Source organism: Pseudomonas sp. ZS1P83 (assembly GCF_054897825.1).
The window spans coordinates 4,586,946-4,602,811 of sequence record NZ_CM142706.1 but is presented as its reverse complement, the minus strand read 5'-3'; the positions used below and the strand labels follow the sequence as shown (position 1 = coordinate 4,602,811).

At 57.8% G+C, this 15,866-nt stretch carries 14 protein-coding genes and 3 tRNA genes; 16 read left to right on the top strand and 1 reads right to left on the bottom strand.

Annotation, left to right across the window (positions count from 1 at the left end; all coding sequences use genetic code 11):
• Window positions 1-43 precede the first annotated feature (43 nt).
• The 13 genes from tpiA to ACYZT0_RS21725 all read left to right on the top strand — a co-directional run bounded on the left by tpiA (window position 44) and on the right by ACYZT0_RS21725 (window position 10,979).
• A complete protein-coding gene (tpiA, locus tag ACYZT0_RS21785) occupies window positions 44-799 on the top strand; it encodes a triose-phosphate isomerase (RefSeq protein WP_462042943.1) in 756 nt (251 codons plus the stop codon).
• A gap of 4 nt (window positions 800-803) precedes the next feature.
• Window positions 804-1,187, top strand: a complete 384-nt coding sequence (gene secG, locus ACYZT0_RS21780; RefSeq protein ID WP_017336473.1) for a preprotein translocase subunit SecG — start codon at window positions 804-806, stop codon at window positions 1,185-1,187.
• 22 nt (window positions 1,188-1,209) lie between these two features.
• Window positions 1,210-1,295, top strand: a tRNA-Leu gene (locus tag ACYZT0_RS21775).
• A gap of 96 nt (window positions 1,296-1,391) precedes the next feature.
• Window positions 1,392-1,468 (top strand) — tRNA-Met (locus tag ACYZT0_RS21770).
• Between the two features lie 138 nt (window positions 1,469-1,606).
• Window positions 1,607-2,065: a ribosome maturation factor RimP gene (gene rimP, locus ACYZT0_RS21765; protein ID WP_462046618.1), complete on the top strand. Its 459-nt coding sequence runs from the start codon at window positions 1,607-1,609 to the stop codon at window positions 2,063-2,065.
• 47 nt (window positions 2,066-2,112) lie between these two features.
• The gene (nusA, locus tag ACYZT0_RS21760; protein ID WP_008024459.1) at window positions 2,113-3,594 is read left to right on the top strand and encodes a transcription termination factor NusA; all 1,482 of its coding nucleotides are present in this window, start codon (window positions 2,113-2,115) and stop codon (window positions 3,592-3,594) included.
• A 27-nt stretch (window positions 3,595-3,621) separates the two neighbouring features.
• Window positions 3,622-6,153, top strand: coding sequence for a translation initiation factor IF-2 (gene infB / locus ACYZT0_RS21755; RefSeq protein WP_462042942.1), 2,532 nt, complete (start codon window positions 3,622-3,624; stop codon window positions 6,151-6,153).
• A gap of 159 nt (window positions 6,154-6,312) precedes the next feature.
• The gene (rbfA, locus tag ACYZT0_RS21750; protein WP_008149016.1) at window positions 6,313-6,714 is read left to right on the top strand and encodes a 30S ribosome-binding factor RbfA; all 402 of its coding nucleotides are present in this window, start codon (window positions 6,313-6,315) and stop codon (window positions 6,712-6,714) included.
• A gap of 3 nt (window positions 6,715-6,717) precedes the next feature.
• The gene (truB, locus tag ACYZT0_RS21745) at window positions 6,718-7,635 is read left to right on the top strand and encodes a tRNA pseudouridine(55) synthase TruB (protein WP_449643169.1); all 918 of its coding nucleotides are present in this window, start codon (window positions 6,718-6,720) and stop codon (window positions 7,633-7,635) included.
• 118 nt (window positions 7,636-7,753) lie between these two features.
• Window positions 7,754-8,023 carry a 30S ribosomal protein S15 gene (gene rpsO / locus ACYZT0_RS21740; RefSeq protein WP_282374990.1) on the top strand — a complete coding sequence of 90 codons (270 nt, stop codon included), beginning with the start codon at window positions 7,754-7,756 and terminating at the stop codon, window positions 8,021-8,023.
• 195 nt (window positions 8,024-8,218) lie between these two features.
• On the top strand, window positions 8,219-10,324 hold the full coding sequence (pnp, locus tag ACYZT0_RS21735; RefSeq protein WP_462042941.1) for a polyribonucleotide nucleotidyltransferase: 2,106 nt from the start codon (window positions 8,219-8,221) through the stop codon (window positions 10,322-10,324).
• 139 nt (window positions 10,325-10,463) lie between these two features.
• A tRNA-Thr gene (locus ACYZT0_RS21730) sits at window positions 10,464-10,536 on the top strand.
• 137 nt (window positions 10,537-10,673) lie between these two features.
• Complete coding sequence (locus ACYZT0_RS21725) at window positions 10,674-10,979, top strand: DUF6388 family protein (RefSeq protein ID WP_462042940.1); 306 nt, start codon at window positions 10,674-10,676, stop codon at window positions 10,977-10,979.
• A gap of 50 nt (window positions 10,980-11,029) precedes the next feature.
• On the opposite strand, the gene nadC is transcribed toward ACYZT0_RS21725, so the two are convergent.
• Window positions 11,030-11,878: a carboxylating nicotinate-nucleotide diphosphorylase gene (gene nadC, locus ACYZT0_RS21720; protein ID WP_462042939.1), complete on the bottom strand. Its 849-nt coding sequence runs from the start codon at window positions 11,876-11,878 to the stop codon at window positions 11,030-11,032.
• Between the two features lie 283 nt (window positions 11,879-12,161).
• On the opposite strand from nadC, the gene ACYZT0_RS21715 reads away from it, so the two are divergent.
• The 3 genes from ACYZT0_RS21715 to ampE all read left to right on the top strand — a co-directional run bounded on the left by ACYZT0_RS21715 (window position 12,162) and on the right by ampE (window position 15,830).
• Window positions 12,162-14,372 (top strand): DUF1631 domain-containing protein, encoded by a 2,211-nt coding sequence (locus ACYZT0_RS21715; RefSeq protein WP_462042938.1) that lies wholly within the window; start codon window positions 12,162-12,164, stop codon window positions 14,370-14,372.
• Window positions 14,373-14,436: 64 nt separating this feature from the next.
• Window positions 14,437-14,997, top strand: a complete 561-nt coding sequence (gene ampD / locus ACYZT0_RS21710; protein ID WP_462042937.1) for a 1,6-anhydro-N-acetylmuramyl-L-alanine amidase AmpD — start codon at window positions 14,437-14,439, stop codon at window positions 14,995-14,997.
• Entirely contained in the window at window positions 14,994-15,830 is an 837-nt protein-coding gene (gene ampE / locus ACYZT0_RS21705; RefSeq protein WP_462042936.1) for a regulatory signaling modulator protein AmpE, read from the top strand. Before ampD ends, ampE begins: the two co-directional genes overlap by 4 nt.
• Window positions 15,831-15,866: the final 36 nt, after the last annotated feature.

The window sequence follows — 15,866 nt, the reverse complement described above, 5'->3', positions numbered from 1 at the left end:
TGTTGGGTAACATCTGCGCCCACTTTGACCGACGAGGTACAGCATGCGTCGCCCTATGGTAGCTGGTAACTGGAAGATGCACGGTACCCGCGCCAGCGTCGCTGAGCTGATCAATGGCCTTCGTCATCTGGCCTTGCCTAGCGGTGTTGATGTCGCGGTATTCCCGCCCTGCTTGCATATCAATCAAGTGATTGATGGCTTGAAGGAAAAGTCGATTTCGGTCGGCGCGCAGAACTCTGCGGTGGAATCCATGCAAGGTGCACTGACCGGTGAAGTTGCGCCGAGTCAGTTGGTGGATGCAGGCTGTTCCTTTGTGCTTGTCGGGCACTCCGAACGCCGCCAGGTAATGGGCGAGCGAGACGAGATGCTGACTCGCAAATTCGCAGCGGCACAGGCATGTGGCTTGATTCCGGTGTTGTGCATAGGGGAAACTCTTGAGCAGCGTGAAGCCGGTAAAACTCTAGAGGTTGTCGGGCGTCAGCTGGGCAGTATTATAGAGGAGCTGGGTGTTGGTGCCTTTGCAAGGGCAGTAATCGCTTACGAGCCGGTCTGGGCCATTGGCACCGGGCTGACTGCTTCGCCGCAACAGGCGCAGGATGTGCACGCAGCCATCCGTGCTCAGTTGGCGGCAGAGAATTCTGAAATCGCACAAGGTGTGCGGCTTCTATACGGCGGCAGCGTGAAGGCGGCCAATGCGGTCGAACTGTTCGGCATGCCGGATATCGATGGGGGGCTCATTGGTGGAGCTTCCCTGAATGCAGATGAGTTCGGTGCGATTTGTCGCGCCGCGGGAAACTGAAAAAATGCTGGAAACAGTCGTAGTCGTTTTTCATCTGCTGGGCGCATTGGGCGTAGTTGCCCTGGTTTTGCTGCAGCAGGGTAAAGGTGCGGATGCTGGCGCGTCTTTCGGAGCAGGTGCTTCAAATACTGTGTTCGGAAGCCAAGGTTCCTCTACCTTTCTTAGTAAGTTTACTGCTATACTTGCCGCCGGTTTCTTCATAACCAGCTTAGGGTTAGGTTACTTTGCTAAAGAGAAGGCTCACCAGCTGACTCAAGTAGGTTTGCCAAATCCAGCAGTGTTGGAAGTTCCAAAGCAACAACCGGCTTCTGATGATGTACCGGTGCTTCAAGAGCAAAAGTCGGCTACTCCAGCGACTGACGTACCTCCAGCTCAAGAGCAAAAGTAAGAAGGGTTTCAAACGTAGTATTGCCGAGGTGGTGGAATTGGTAGACACGCAACCTTGAGGTGGTTGTGCCCATAGGGTGTAGGGGTTCGAGTCCCCTTCTCGGTACCAATTATCAGGAGAGCCCGCAGTTGCGGGCTTTCTTGTAGGTGGAAGGTTACATTGACCCTGTTAGGGATCGGTCGTATACTTCCGCCCCAGCTTTGTCGCGGGGTGGAGCAGTCTGGTAGCTCGTCGGGCTCATAACCCGAAGGTCGTCGGTTCAAATCCGGCCCCCGCAACCAGTTTAAGGAGCCCCTTTTAAGGGGCTTTTTGTTAGCTGGACACTTTCAACGCCGCTGTTCGACGGCGTTTCAAGGATGGGCGTTTCGCCCATTTTTTTATTTTGCACAGCATGCACATACATGCACGAGGGGGTTCAGGTGTCGAGCAAGCTAGAAGAGTTGCAGGCCTTGCTGGCCCCGGTGGTCGTGGCCCTAGGCTATGAATGCTGGGGTATTGAGTTTTCGGCTCAAGGTCGCCACTCAATGTTGCGCGTTTATATTGATAAAGAGGGCGGCGTGCTGGTGGACGATTGTGCCATCGTCAGCCGTCAGATCAGCGGTGTCCTGGATGTTGAAGATCCAATCGCCGTTGAATACACCCTCGAAGTTTCCTCGCCTGGCATGGAACGCCCACTGTTCACTATTGAGCAGTTTGCAAAATTTGCCGGTGAACAAGTGAAGATCAAGCTGCGCTCGCCTTTCGAAGGCCGACGCAACTTTCAGGGCCTTCTGCGCGGTGTAGAAGAGCAGGACGTCGTGGTGCTGGTAGAAGACCATGAGTTCCTGTTGCCGATCGATATGATCGACAAGGCCAACATTATTCCCAGTTTTGACTGAGACGCGGATCCCGCGGATCCAATGGCTTGCGAAAGGCGAGGCGTACGATGAGCAAAGAAGTACTGCTGGTTGTTGAGTCGGTATCCAATGAAAAGGGCGTACCGGCAAACGTAATTTTTGAAGCGCTGGAGCTGGCTCTGGCCACTGCTACCAAAAAGCGGTTCGAGGACGAAGTCGATCTGCGTGTGGAAATCAATCGCCACACGGGTGCTTACGAGACATTCCGTCGCTGGACGGTCGTCGAAGAAGCAGACCTGGACGATCCGGCCATCGAAACCTGGCCGAGCAAGGTTGCTGAAACGCATCCGGGTGCTCAGGTCGGTGATGTAGTCGAAGAAAAGATCGAATCCATTGAGTTCGGCCGCATCGCTGCACAGACTGCCAAGCAAGTCATCGTGCAGAAAGTTCGCGAAGCAGAGCGTGCTCAAGTCGTTGATGCCTATCGCGAGCGCCTGGGGGAAATCATCTCCGGCACCGTGAAGAAAGTGACCCGCGACAATGTGATCGTTGACCTGGGCAACAACGCTGAAGCGTTGCTGGCTCGTGAAGACATCATCTCTCGCGAAACCTTCCGCGTTGGCGTGCGTCTGCGTGCGCTGCTCAAGGAAATCCGCACCGAGAACCGTGGCCCTCAGCTGATTCTGTCGCGTACTGCGCCGGAAATGCTGATCGAGTTGTTCCGCATCGAAGTGCCGGAAATCGCTGAAGGCCTGATCGAAGTAATGGCTGCGTCCCGTGACCCGGGTTCGCGCGCCAAGATCGCGGTCCGTTCCAAGGACAAACGCATCGACCCGCAAGGTGCTTGCATCGGTATGCGCGGTTCGCGCGTCCAGGCAGTGTCGGGTGAGTTGGGCGGTGAGCGTGTTGATATCGTCCTGTGGGACGACAACCCGGCTCAGTTCGTGATCAATGCAATGTCGCCGGCTGAAGTGGCGGCAATTATCGTTGACGAAGATGCCCATGCAATGGACATCGCCGTTGGCGCAGACAATCTGGCTCAGGCCATCGGTCGCGGTGGTCAGAACGTGCGTCTGGCTAGCCAGTTGACTGGTTGGACCCTGAACGTGATGACCGAATCGGACATCCAGGCTAAGCAGCAAGCAGAAACCGGCGACATCCTGCGCAACTTCATCGACGAGCTGGAAGTCGACGAAGACCTGGCACAGGTGCTGGTAGATGAAGGCTTCACCAGCCTGGAAGAGATTGCCTACGTACCGTTGGAAGAAATGCTCAACATCGACGGCTTTGACGAAGAAACCGTCAACGAGCTTCGCGCTCGCGCCAAGGATCGTTTGTTGACCAAAGCCATCGCTACTGAGGAAAAGCTGGCAGACGCCCATCCGGCCGAAGACCTGCTCTCGCTTGAGGGTATGGACAAGGATTTGGCGATGGAACTGGCGGTGCGCGGCGTAATTACCCGCGAAGACCTGGCCGAGCAGTCTATTGACGATCTGCTCGACATCGACGGCATTGACGATGATCGTGCCGGCAAGTTGATCATGGCCGCCCGAGCCCACTGGTTCGAGTAATTAGGCGCGGCCTGAGGAGAGAAGTGCATGACGCAAGTCACGGTGAAACAACTGGCCGATGAGGTCAAAACACCGGTAGAGCGCCTGTTGCAGCAGATGCGTGAGGCAGGTCTGCCGCACACCGCCGCCGATGAAGGTGTGAGCGATAGTGAGAAGCAGTCTTTGCTGACTCACTTGAAGAGCAGCCACAAGGCGAAAGTGGAAGAACCGCGCAAGATTACATTGCAGCGCAAAACCACCAGCACCCTGCGTGTTGCTGGCAGCAAAAGCATCAGCGTTGAAGTACGCAAGAAGAAAGTCTTCGTACAGCGCAGCCCGGAAGAAATCGAAGCCGAGCGCAAACGCGAACTGGAAGAACGTCGCGCAGTAGACAATGCTGCACGTCAGAAGGCTGAAGAAGAAGCCAAGCGTCGCGCCGAAGAAGAAGCGCGTCGCCAGCCTGCTGCTGCGCAAACCGCTACTAACGGCGCCGTTGCAGCACCTGCTGCAGTTGCCGAGCCAGTACGCGAAAGCGCACCGGTTGTAGCCGCTGCTCCAGCACCGTCTGCTGACGTTCGCAACAAGCAGAACGAACAGCGCCGTCCGGATAAACCACGTGCCGACGATAACAATCGTCGCAGCGGTGGTGGCGACGGCGAGCGTAAAAACGCTCCGCATCGTGCCTCGGTCAAAGAGAAAGCGCCTGCTCCACGCGTTGCCCCACGTACTACCGACGAAGAAAGCGATGGCTTCCGTCGTGGTGGTCGCGGCAAGGCCAAGCTGAAAAAACGCAACGCCCACGGTTTCCAGAGCCCAACCGGCCCTGTCGTGCGTGATGTGCAGATCGGCGAGACCATCACTGTTGGCGATCTCGCCAATCAGATGTCGGTCAAGGCTGCTGAAATCATCAAGTTCATGTTCAAACTGGGTACTCCAGCGACCATCAACCAGGTGCTTGATCAGGAAACTGCTCAACTGGTAGCCGAAGAACTGGGCCACAAAGTGACCCTGGTCAGCGACACAGCCCTGGAAGATTCCCTGGCCGAGTCCCTGAAGTTTGAAGGTGAGACGTTCTCCCGTGCGCCAGTCGTGACCGTAATGGGCCACGTTGACCACGGTAAGACGTCGCTGCTCGACTATATCCGTCGTGCCAAGGTAGCTGCTGGCGAAGCCGGCGGTATCACCCAGCACATCGGTGCGTACCACGTTGAAACTGATCGCGGCATGGTCACTTTCCTCGATACCCCGGGTCACGCCGCGTTTACCGCAATGCGTGCTCGTGGTGCCAAGGCGACTGACATCGTGATCCTGGTCGTTGCAGCGGACGACGGCGTAATGCCGCAGACCATTGAAGCGGTCCAGCACGCCAAGGCTGCCGGTGTTCCACTGGTTGTTGCAGTGAACAAAATCGACAAGCCGGGCGCCGATCTCGATCGCATCCGTAGCGAACTGTCGGTTCACGGCGTGACTTCGGAAGAGTGGGGCGGCGACACCCCGTTCGTATCGGTTTCGGCGAAAGTCGGTACTGGCGTGGACGAGTTGCTCGAAGCTGTTCTGCTGCAAGCTGAAGTTCTGGAACTGAAAGCGACTCCTTCGGCTCCTGGCCGTGGCGTTGTGGTTGAATCGCGTCTCGACAAAGGTCGTGGCCCGGTTGCAACCGTTCTGGTTCAAGACGGTACCCTGCGCCAAGGCGACATGGTGCTGGTCGGTTCGAACTATGGCCGTGTACGTGCCATGCTCGACGAGAACGGCAAGCCAATCAAGGAAGCCGGTCCTTCCATCCCTGTCGAGATCCTCGGCCTGGACGGTACCCCGGACGCTGGCGACGAGATGAGCGTGCTGTCGGACGAGAAGAAAGCCCGTGAAGTGGCTCTGTTCCGTCAAGGCAAGTTCCGCGAAGTCAAACTGGCTCGCGCTCACGCCGGCAAGCTGGAAAACATCTTCGAAAACATGGGTCAGGCAGAGAAGAAGACGCTCAACATCGTCCTCAAATCCGACGTCCGTGGTTCGCTGGAAGCGTTGAACGGTGCCTTGAACGGCCTGGGTAACGACGAAGTGCAAGTGCGTGTTGTCGGTGGCGGTGTCGGTGGTATCACCGAGTCCGACGCCAACCTGGCACTGGCCTCCAACGCTGTACTGTTCGGCTTCAACGTGCGTGCCGATGCTGGCGCTCGCAAGATCGTCGAGCAGGAAGGTCTGGATATGCGTTACTACAACGTGATCTACGACATCATCGAAGACGTCAAAAAAGCCCTCACCGGTATGCTGGGCAGCGATGTTCGCGAGAACATCCTGGGTACCGCTGAAGTGCGTGACGTGTTCCGTTCGCCGAAGTTTGGCGCGATCGCCGGTTGCATGGTTATCGAAGGTGTTGTTCACCGTAACCGTCCAATCCGTGTACTGCGTGAAGACATCGTTATCTTCGAAGGCGAGCTGGAATCCCTGCGCCGCTTCAAGGATGACGCTTCCGAAGTACGTGCCGGCATGGAATGCGGTATTGGCGTCAAGAGCTACAACGACGTCAAGGCTGGCGACAAGATCGAAGTCTACGAGAAGGTTCAGGTTGCTCGCAGCCTCTAACTCGCGCACTTCAAGGGCCACGATGAGCCGCCGCATGTACATGCGCGGCACAGCGTCAGGACTCTAAACGCAACGCCCGGTCTGGCTTTTGTCAGGCCGGGCGTTTGCCGCTTTCAGACCCCACGGGTTTCACCGTGTGGCAGTAACAGGTAACAAGACATGGCAAAAGAATACAGCCGTACCCAACGTATCGGCGATCAGATGCAGCGTGAGCTGGCACAGCTGATCCGTCGTGAAGTAAAAGACCCGCGCGTTGGCCTGGTCACCATTACCGCTGTTGAAGTCAGCCGTGACGTCGGTCACGCCAAGATCTTCATCACCGTAATGGGTCAGGACAACGCCGAAGACATCGCGCAAAGCATCAAGGTGCTCAACTCCGCCGCCGGCTTCCTGCGCATGCAGTTGGCTCGCGAAATGAAGTTGCGCAGCGTTCCACAGCTGCACTTCCACTACGACGAAAGCGTCGTGCGTGGCGCGCACCTGTCGGCCCTGATCGAGCGTGCGGTGGCTGAAGACAATCAGCACCCGGTAGCGGCTGAAGCCGAAGACACCAAGGAGTAATCGGTGGCTCAGGTCAAACGTATCCGTCGTAACGTCAGCGGCATCATCCTGCTCGACAAGCCGCTGGGGTTTACCTCCAACGCGGCATTGCAGAAGGTTCGCTGGTTGCTGAACGCCGAGAAGGCCGGGCATACCGGCAGTCTTGATCCGCTGGCCACCGGGGTGCTGCCGTTGTGCTTCGGTGAGGCCACCAAGTTCTCGCAATACTTGCTCGATTCCGACAAGGCTTATGAAACCCTGGCGCAACTGGGCAAGACCACCACCACGGCCGATGCCGAAGGTGAGGTTTTGCAGGAACGCCCGGTGACCGTTGGTCGCGCCGATGTTGAAGCTGTGTTGCCGGGTTTTCGTGGGCAAATCAGTCAGATACCGCCGATGTACTCGGCGCTCAAGCGTGATGGCCAGCCGCTGTACAAGCTGGCCCGTGCAGGCGAAGTAGTGGAGCGCGAACCGCGTTCTGTTACTATTGCGCGCTTGGAATTGCTGGCCTTTGAGGGTGATACTGCGCGGCTTGCGGTGGATTGCAGCAAAGGCACCTATATCCGCACCTTGGTGGAAGATATCGGTGAGCAACTCGGTTGTGGCGCTTACGTTGCGCAATTGCGACGTACCCAGGCCGGGCCTTTCACGCTGGCTCAGACGGTCACGCTTGAAGAGTTGGAAGCGGTACATGCCGAAGGCGGCAACGAAGCGGTCGACCGCTTCCTGATGCCATCGGACAGCGGCCTGCTGGATTGGCCGCTGTTGCAGTTCTCGGAGCACAGCTCGTTCTACTGGCTTAACGGCCAACCGGTACGGGCCCCGGATGCACCGAAGTTCGGCATGGTACGGGTACAGGATCACAACGGTCGCTTCATCGGTATCGGTGAAGTGAGCGAAGACGGGCGCATCGCGCCACGTCGACTGATTCGGTCAGAATGACCGGACGAGGGTGGCTGTTAACAGGCACGGTCACTTCCTCATTTTTAGATACAGGGATTTGTCCCTGGCCTGTTGAAGCTGTTTCTTTGAAACAGTTTCCTGATAAAAGGATTGCCTCATGGCTCTCGACGTTCAAGAAAAAGCTCAAATCGTAGCTGACTACCAGCAAGCTGTTGGTGACACTGGTTCGCCAGAAGTGCAAGTTGCACTGCTGACCCACAACATCAACAAACTGCAGGGTCACTTCAAGATCAACGGTAAAGATCACCACTCCCGTCGTGGTCTGATCCGCATGGTAAACCAGCGTCGTAAGCTGCTGGACTACCTGAAAGGCAAAGACGTGAGCCGTTACAGCGCTCTGATCGGTCGCCTGGGTCTGCGTCGCTAATAAGCGATTGCGCTAGAGGTTGGTTGTCTGTCGTACGTCAGTGGGTTTCCCGCTGGCGCATGGCAGGCTCCCAGCCTCAAGTTTTATCTGGATACACGTTTTACCCTGGACAGGCGTTGGGTCGACTCCCGACATTGCCCAAGAATTTCGCAAGAAGACAAGTTCCCCAAGAGCCACAAAAGAAGGTAGGACACCGTGAACCCGGTAATCAAAAAATTCCAGTTCGGTCAGTCGACCGTTACCCTCGAGACTGGCCGTATCGCCCGTCAGGCCTCCGGCGCAGTATTGGTCACCGTTGACGACGACGTCAGCGTATTGGTGACCGTAGTCGGTGCCAAACAAGCCGATCCAGGCAAGGGCTTCTTCCCTCTGTCCGTTCACTACCAGGAAAAGACTTACGCTGCCGGTAAGATCCCTGGCGGTTTCTTCAAGCGTGAAGGCCGTCCTTCCGAGAAAGAAACCCTGACTTCCCGACTGATCGACCGTCCGATCCGTCCGCTGTTCCCAGAAGGCTTCATGAACGAAGTGCAGGTTGTCTGCACTGTCGTTTCCACCAGCAAGAAGACCGATCCGGACATCGCTGCGATGATCGGTACCTCGGCTGCGCTGGCCATCTCCGGCATTCCTTTCGATGGCCCGATCGGCGCTGCCCGCGTTGCGTTCCACGAAAGCACCGGTTACCTGCTGAACCCGACTTACGAGCAACTGAAAGCTTCGAGCCTGGACATGGTCGTTGCCGGTACTTCGGATGCCGTTCTGATGGTTGAATCGGAAGCCAAAGAGCTGACCGAAGACCAGATGCTGGGCGCGGTACTGTTTGCTCAAGACGAATTCCAGGTTGTGATCAACGCTGTTAAAGAACTGGCTGCCGAAGCTGCCAAGCCAACCTGGGCCTGGGCTCCACAACCAGAAGCTACCGCTCTGCTCGGCGCTATCCGTGCCGAGTTCGGCGACGCGATCTCCCAGGCTTACACCATCACCATCAAGGCCGACCGTTACGCTCGCCTGGGTGAGCTGAAGGACCAGGTTGTTGCCAAACTGTCCGGTGACGAAGGCCAGCCTTCTTCCAGCGAAGTCAAAGCAGCTTTCGGCGAAATCGAATACCGCACCGTTCGCGAAAACATCGTAAACGGTAAGCCACGTATCGACGGCCGCGACACCAAGACCGTACGTCCTTTGAGCATCGAAGTCGGTGTTCTGCCTAAGACCCACGGTTCGGCACTGTTCACCCGTGGCGAAACCCAGGCTCTCGTTGTTGCAACTCTGGGCACCGCCCGTGACGCACAACTGCTGGACACCCTGGAAGGCGAGAAAAAAGACCCGTTCATGCTGCACTACAACTTCCCTCCGTTCTCGGTAGGTGAGTGTGGTCGCATGGGTGGTGCTGGTCGTCGCGAAATCGGTCACGGCCGTCTGGCCCGTCGTTCGATTCAGGCCATGCTGCCTGCTGCCGACGTGTTCCCGTACACCATCCGTGTCGTGTCGGAAATCACCGAGTCCAACGGTTCGAGCTCCATGGCTTCGGTCTGTGGCGCTTCCCTGGCGCTGATGGATGCCGGCGTTCCGATGAAGGCACCGGTCGCTGGTATCGCCATGGGTCTGGTTAAAGAAGGCGAGAAATTCGCCGTCCTGACCGACATCCTGGGTGACGAAGACCACCTCGGCGACATGGACTTCAAAGTAGCGGGTACTGCCAAAGGCGTTACCGCGCTGCAGATGGACATCAAGATCAAAGGCATCACCGAAGAAATCATGGAAATCGCTCTGGGCCAAGCCCTGGAAGCGCGCCAGAACATCCTCGGTCAGATGAACCAGATCATTGCTCAGTCCCGTACCGAGCTGTCGGAAAACGCTCCGACCATGATCGCGATGAAAATCGACACCGACAAAATCCGTGATGTCATCGGTAAAGGCGGCGCGACCATTCGTGCGATCTGTGAAGAGACCAAGGCTTCGATCGACATCGAAGACGACGGCTCGATCAAGATCTTCGGCGAAACCAAGGAAGCGGCTGAAGCTGCACGTCAGCGCGTTCTGGGCATTACCGCAGAAGCTGAAATCGGCAAGATCTACGTCGGCAAGGTTGAGCGCATCGTCGACTTCGGCGCATTCGTCAACATCCTGCCTGGCAAGGACGGTCTGGTTCACATCTCGATGCTGAGCGACGCTCGCGTTGAGAAAGTGACCGACATCCTGAAAGAAGGCCAGGAAGTGGAAGTGCTGGTACTGGACGTGGACAACCGCGGCCGTATCAAGCTGTCCATCAAAGACGTAGCAGCAGCCAAGGCTTCGGGCGTTTAATCACCCCCCACGCCTGACCGCTTCAACGTAATAAAAAATGCCCTGCAGTGAAAGCTGCGGGGTATTTTTCTGCCTGCAAAAAAATGAGACGAGTCATGAAGTTGCCTGACCCCAAAGTCAGTGCTAGGTTTAGCCCACTGCCCGTGTAGCTCAGTTGGTAGAGCAGCGCACTCGTAACGCGAAGGTCGCAGGTTCGATTCCTGTCTCGGGCACGAGCGACACGTTGTTTTCAGATGATCCCGAATGGTTCTGAAGGCCAGATAAGCCGGGTTTTCCAACGGTTTTTTGCGTCAGAGAGATCCTTGATGATCCAGATCCATCTTCCATTCCTCAGATCAAAGAGAACGCCATGACCGTTAAAGAATTGACCCAAGAAGCCAGACACGAAGAAGCGCTGAAAAAGTATTTGCTGGATTCGCCCCAGCTAGCCGAAGAGATCAAGGACTTGCCCGCCGACGATCAGAAAGACCAGATCCAGTGGGCGTTCGAGGATGAGGCAGAAGCCCAGGGCTTGCAGCCGTGGGAGCTGACGCTCAAGTACACCTCAACCCCTGAAGAGTTCGAGGCGGCGCGCCTTGTTCTGCACAAGGAGGCTGCCGAGGTGTTGGGCGTCGAGTGGGAAGAGTACTGCGAGATGAATAATCTGGTGTTCTGATAAAAACGCCAGCCTCACGAGGCTGGCGTTTTTCATTCACACAGGCGTTATCAAAGGCTCAGACGCATCGACAGATCGACAGCCTTCACATCCTTGGTCATTGCGCCAATCGAGATGTAATCCACCCCGGTTTCGGCGATCGGGAGCAGCGTGCTTTCGTTGATACCGCCGCTGGCCTCCAGTTTTGCCTTGCCTGCGTTCAAACGCACGGCTTCGCGCATGTCATCCAGGCTCAACTCGTCGAGCATGATGATGTCGGCACCGGCCGCCAGGGCTTCCTTCAGCTCGTCCAGGCTTTCCACTTCGATCTCCACCGGTTTGCCCGGGGCAATCTTGTGCGCGGCTTTGATGGCCTCCGGGATGCCACCGCAGGCAGCAATATGGTTTTCCTTGATCAGGAATGCGTCGTACAGACCGATGCGGTGGTTGTGGCAACCGCCGCAGGTCACTGCGTACTTCTGCGCCAGACGCAGCCCCGGCAAGGTTTTACGGGTGTCGAGCAACTTTACCTGAGTCTCGGCAACGAAATCGGCCAGGTACTGCGCGCGCGTGGCCACGCCAGAAAGCAACTGCAGGAAGTTCAGTGCACAGCGTTCGCCTGTCAGTAGCGAGCGCGCCGGGCCTTCGAGGTGGAACAGCGCCTGATTGGGTTTCACCCGCTCGCCATCGCGCACCTGCCAGTGCACCGCCACACGTGGATCCAGCTGCCGAAACACTGCATCAACCCAAGCTGTGCCGCTGATGACGGCAGCGTCGCGGGTAATGATGGTCGCTTTGGCCAGGCGTTCGGCCGGGATCAGCTGCGCGGTGATGTCGCCGCTGCCGATGTCTTCGAGCAACGCACGGCGCACGTTGGCTTCGATTTCGGCGGTCAAATCGGCGAGACGTAGATTCGGCATAACGGACTCCACAAACAAAGTGGCCCGATTATAGGGCCATGGCGCCGGGCAACCCAAGGCATCGACGCGTTCCCATCGCTCTGAAACCTGCATTTGGTCGATTCGCCTGATCAATCGGTACTAAGTCGACGTCTTCCATAAGCGTCTATTTCAATGGGAAACGCAGAGTCTGCTGGTACAGGGGACATCTTTTGCAAGATAATCCGCCTTGCTTTTGACGTCATGACTTTGACGTAGATTGGATTGACGACTATTCGAAGACTCACTGTTTCTGGAGGCCTGAATGCACAACGACGGGAATGTAGTGCCCTTGCACAAGGTTGCTACCGACCAGGCGACTCACTCGCCGCTCGCCCGCCTGCCTGTGATTCTGCTTCAGGTTCGCGACAAGGCTGCTCAACATCTCAGGCATGGGTTGCAGGAGTTGTTCGATAACGCCGACGACACACTGTTCGAAATGGCCGACCGGGCCCGCAATGACGTCGATCAGAACCTCTTCTTCGAAGCCATGCGCGACTTGCGCCTCAAGCGCAAAAACATCGAACGCGGCGTTCTCGAACAATTCTTCGAGGCTTTTGTCAGCCTCACACAGTACGACACCCCTCAGTCTGCCTTGCCCCAGGCGCTGGCCTTCGACGCCGCGGCGGCGCTGTCCAATGACGACAGGGAGCGCAGCGTGGCAGTGGAGGCGATGGTCAGCAAAGTGCTGAGCCGCGACGGCTTCGCCCTGGACCAACTGACTGCCCGACTCAGCGCACTGCTGGGCAGGGAGCTGCTCGATCAGCGCAATCCGATGGGGCCGGCGATGCTCTGCGAGTACTTTTTGCAGGCCGGGCGCAACCTGGGAGTGGAGATCAAGGTCAAGCTGATCATCCTCAAGTTGTTCGAACGCTACGTGCTCAAAGAGGCCAATCAGCTCTACGCCGAAGCCAATCAGTTGCTGATTGCTACCGGTGTTCTGCCCGACCTCAAACCTGCCCCTGCGCGTCGGGCCAGGGATCGTGCGGCTGCCAGCGTCGGTGTTGAATCCGCGCCAGCCAGCACCCGCGCCGGTGGCCCGCCGATCGACGACAGCGTGCAGGAAGTCTTCGCCGCGTTGCAGCAATTGCTGTTTCACGTGCGGGGCAGTGTCGCGCCGACGCTTGAGGCCAGTGCCCAGACACAGCCGATTTCCACCCGCGACCTGCTGCGCCTGCTCTCGCACTTGCAGCAATACGTGCCGGCGCCGGCAGCGCAGGACGACTTCGATCTGCGAAACCAGCTCGAACTACTGCTGACGCGGGTCAGCGTCAAAAGTGGCAAGTCACGGGTTGTCGGGGTGGCTGACGAAGACGTGATCAACCTGATCGCGATGCTCTTCGAATGCATCCTCGATGACCGCAACCTGCCGGATTCGCTCAAGGCGCTGATCGGCCGTTTGCAGATCCCGATGCTGAAAGTGGCGGTGCTCGACAAAAGCTTCTTCAGCCGCAGCAGTCACCCGGCTCGGCGCCTGCTTAATGAAATCGCCACCGCAGCCATGGGGTGGGGCGAGTGCGATGACCATGAGCGCGACAGCCTGTACCTGCGCATCGAGCAAGTGGTGCAACGGTTGCTGAACGATTTTGTCGATGATCCAGCGGTTTTTTCCGAATTGCTGGCAGATTTTCTCGCCTTCACCAGCGACGAGCGCCGTCGTAGTGAGCTGCTGGAGCAACGTACCCGTGACGCCGAAGAAGGCCGTGCCAGGACTGAACTGGCCCGCCAGCGCGTCGTACAGGTGTTGAATCAGGCCTTGTCGGGCAAAGTATTGCCGCAAGGGGTGGTGGTGTTTGTCCAGGAAGCCTGGAGCAAATTGTTGCTGCTGACGTGCCTCAAGCACGGCGATCAGTCAGCCGAGTGGAACGCTGATGTGCAGACCATGGAGCAATTGATCTGGAGCGTACAACGCCATGAAGAGCCCGATGCGAGCCTGCGTTTGCTGGCACTGGTGCCGGGGTTGCTTAAATCGTTGCGCGATGGGCTGAGCAGCTCGGCATTCGATCCGTTCGCCACCAGCGAGTTTTTCAGTGAGTTGAAAGCCTTGCACGTTCAGCTGTTCGAACGTCCAGGGCAAAAGCTTGAACAGTCTGTCGATACGCCGGTAATGGTCGAAGTGCTGCAGGAAGTCGCCCTGCGAACCGCCGACGAAGGGCCGGTCGATACGGCGTCAGTGCGTTTGCCGGAGGACGACGCCGGTCTGCTTCAGGTCGATCAGTTGCGGTTGGGGTGCTGGGTCGAGTTTCAGGAAGACGAGGAAAACACCCTTCGCTGCAAGCTGGCGGCGATCATTGAAGCCACCGGCAAGTACATTTTCGTCAACCGCACCGGAATGAAAGTGCTGGAGCGCAGCCGCACCGGTCTGGCTCTGGAATTCCATCGTGGCGCAGTGCGAGCGCTGGACGACACTTTGCTGTTCGACCGGGCGCTGGAGTCGGTGATCGGTAACCTGCGGCGCCTCAATCGCGGCAAGTGATCGCGCCCCGAGGGTCTATCGCTGCATACTGGGCGCCATCACAGTCGTCGTTGAAGGAGCCTGTATGCAGTTGGACCCCGCGAGCGGTTGGTGTCAGGGTGTGCATTTATGCCCCTCGCCCAACTTCAATGCGCGCCCCACGGGCGAAATTTCCCTGCTGGTGATCCACAACATCAGTTTGCCGCCAGCGCAATTCGCCACCGGCAAGGTGCAGGAATTTTTCCAGAATCGCCTGGATGTCACGGAGCATCCCTACTTTGAAGGGATCGCCGACCTGCGTGTGTCTGCGCACTTTCTGATCGAACGTGACGGCACAGTCACTCAGTTTGTCTCTTGTCTTGAGCGTGCCTGGCATGCCGGCGTCTCGAGTTTCGAAGGGCGGGAAACCTGTAACGATTTTTCCGTGGGCATCGAACTTGAAGGCACGGATGATCTGCCGTTCACCGATGCTCAGTATCGAGCGTTGACGACTCTAACCCGGCAGCTGCAAAGCGTCTTCACGGCCATCACCGCACAGCGCATCTGTGGGCACAGCGATATCGCACCTGGGCGTAAAACCGATCCGGGACCCGCGTTCGACTGGGCACGCTATCGCGCCGCCCTGGCAAAAGAGGAACAACAATGAGTTTTCTGGTGTTGCTGTTGGCGGTCTGGATCGAGAAGTTCTCGGCCCTGCGCCATCGGGTTCAGCGCGATGGCGGTTGGCTGCGGGAGCTGGCCAAGCTTGAAACCCATTCGCGTCTGGTCAATCGTCCGTGGCTGATTTTGCTGATACTGGTGTTGTTGCCAGTGGCACTGCTGGGTTTGCTGCTGCTGGTGCTGGACCCGGTGGCTTACGGTCTGCTGGCGTTGCCGGTGCACCTGCTGGTGGTGATTTACAGTTTGGGGCGCGGCGATCTGCTGGCCGGTCTCGGGCCGTTTCGCGATGCCTGGCGCCGGGAAGACCTGCAAGCTGCCGCTCATGTGGCGGACCGCGACCTGGGTATCTGCGCCGATAACGGCGAACAACTGCTGGAACGGGTCGAAGGGCATCTGCTGTGGGAGGCTTATCAGAGCTTTTTCGCGGTAATTTTCTGGTACTTCTTGCTGGGTCCGGTCGCGGCCCTGAGCTATCGACTGTTGGCCCTGGCCGAAGAACACGGGCAGAACCCGGCCGTGGTCGAGCGCGCCGCACAACTGCGTCACGCGTTCGACTGGGTGCCGGTGCGTCTACTGGCGGCGAGTTTTGCGTTGGTCGGCAACTTTGTCGCGGTCAGCCGGGTGATGTTGCATGAGCTGCTGAACTGGAACATCAGCGCCGCCCAATTGATCGAGAAGGTCGGGCTTGTGGCCGGTGAAATTCCAGCGCCAGTGGTCGGGCCTGACGGCATCAACAGCCTCGACCGGATCTGGGAACTGCTGCTGCGCGCGGCGGTGCTCTGGTACGCCGGTTTTGCGTTGTGGACCGTTCTCCCGTAATTGCGCAGTGAACTCCATTTGTGGCGAGGGGGCTTG

Bases quoted from the DNA above. Each gene is read 5' to 3' on its own strand.
- nusA (WP_008024459.1), top strand. From the start codon at position 2,113: ATGAGCAAAGAAGTACTGCTGGTTGTTGAGTCGGTATCCAATGAAAAG.
- ACYZT0_RS21725 (WP_462042940.1), top strand. From the start codon at position 10,674: ATGACCGTTAAAGAATTGACCCAAGAAGCCAGACACGAAGAAGCGCTG.
- nadC (WP_462042939.1), bottom strand. From the start codon at position 11,878: ATGCCGAATCTACGTCTCGCCGATTTGACCGCCGAAATCGAAGCCAAC.
- ampD (WP_462042937.1), top strand. From the start codon at position 14,437: ATGCAGTTGGACCCCGCGAGCGGTTGGTGTCAGGGTGTGCATTTATGC.
- ampE (WP_462042936.1), top strand. From the start codon at position 14,994: ATGAGTTTTCTGGTGTTGCTGTTGGCGGTCTGGATCGAGAAGTTCTCG.
- rbfA (WP_008149016.1), top strand. From the start codon at position 6,313: ATGGCAAAAGAATACAGCCGTACCCAACGTATCGGCGATCAGATGCAG.
- rpsO (WP_282374990.1), top strand. From the start codon at position 7,754: ATGGCTCTCGACGTTCAAGAAAAAGCTCAAATCGTAGCTGACTACCAG.
- tpiA (WP_462042943.1), top strand. From the start codon at position 44: ATGCGTCGCCCTATGGTAGCTGGTAACTGGAAGATGCACGGTACCCGC.
- ACYZT0_RS21715 (WP_462042938.1), top strand. From the start codon at position 12,162: ATGCACAACGACGGGAATGTAGTGCCCTTGCACAAGGTTGCTACCGAC.
- secG (WP_017336473.1), top strand. From the start codon at position 804: ATGCTGGAAACAGTCGTAGTCGTTTTTCATCTGCTGGGCGCATTGGGC.
- infB (WP_462042942.1), top strand. From the start codon at position 3,622: ATGACGCAAGTCACGGTGAAACAACTGGCCGATGAGGTCAAAACACCG.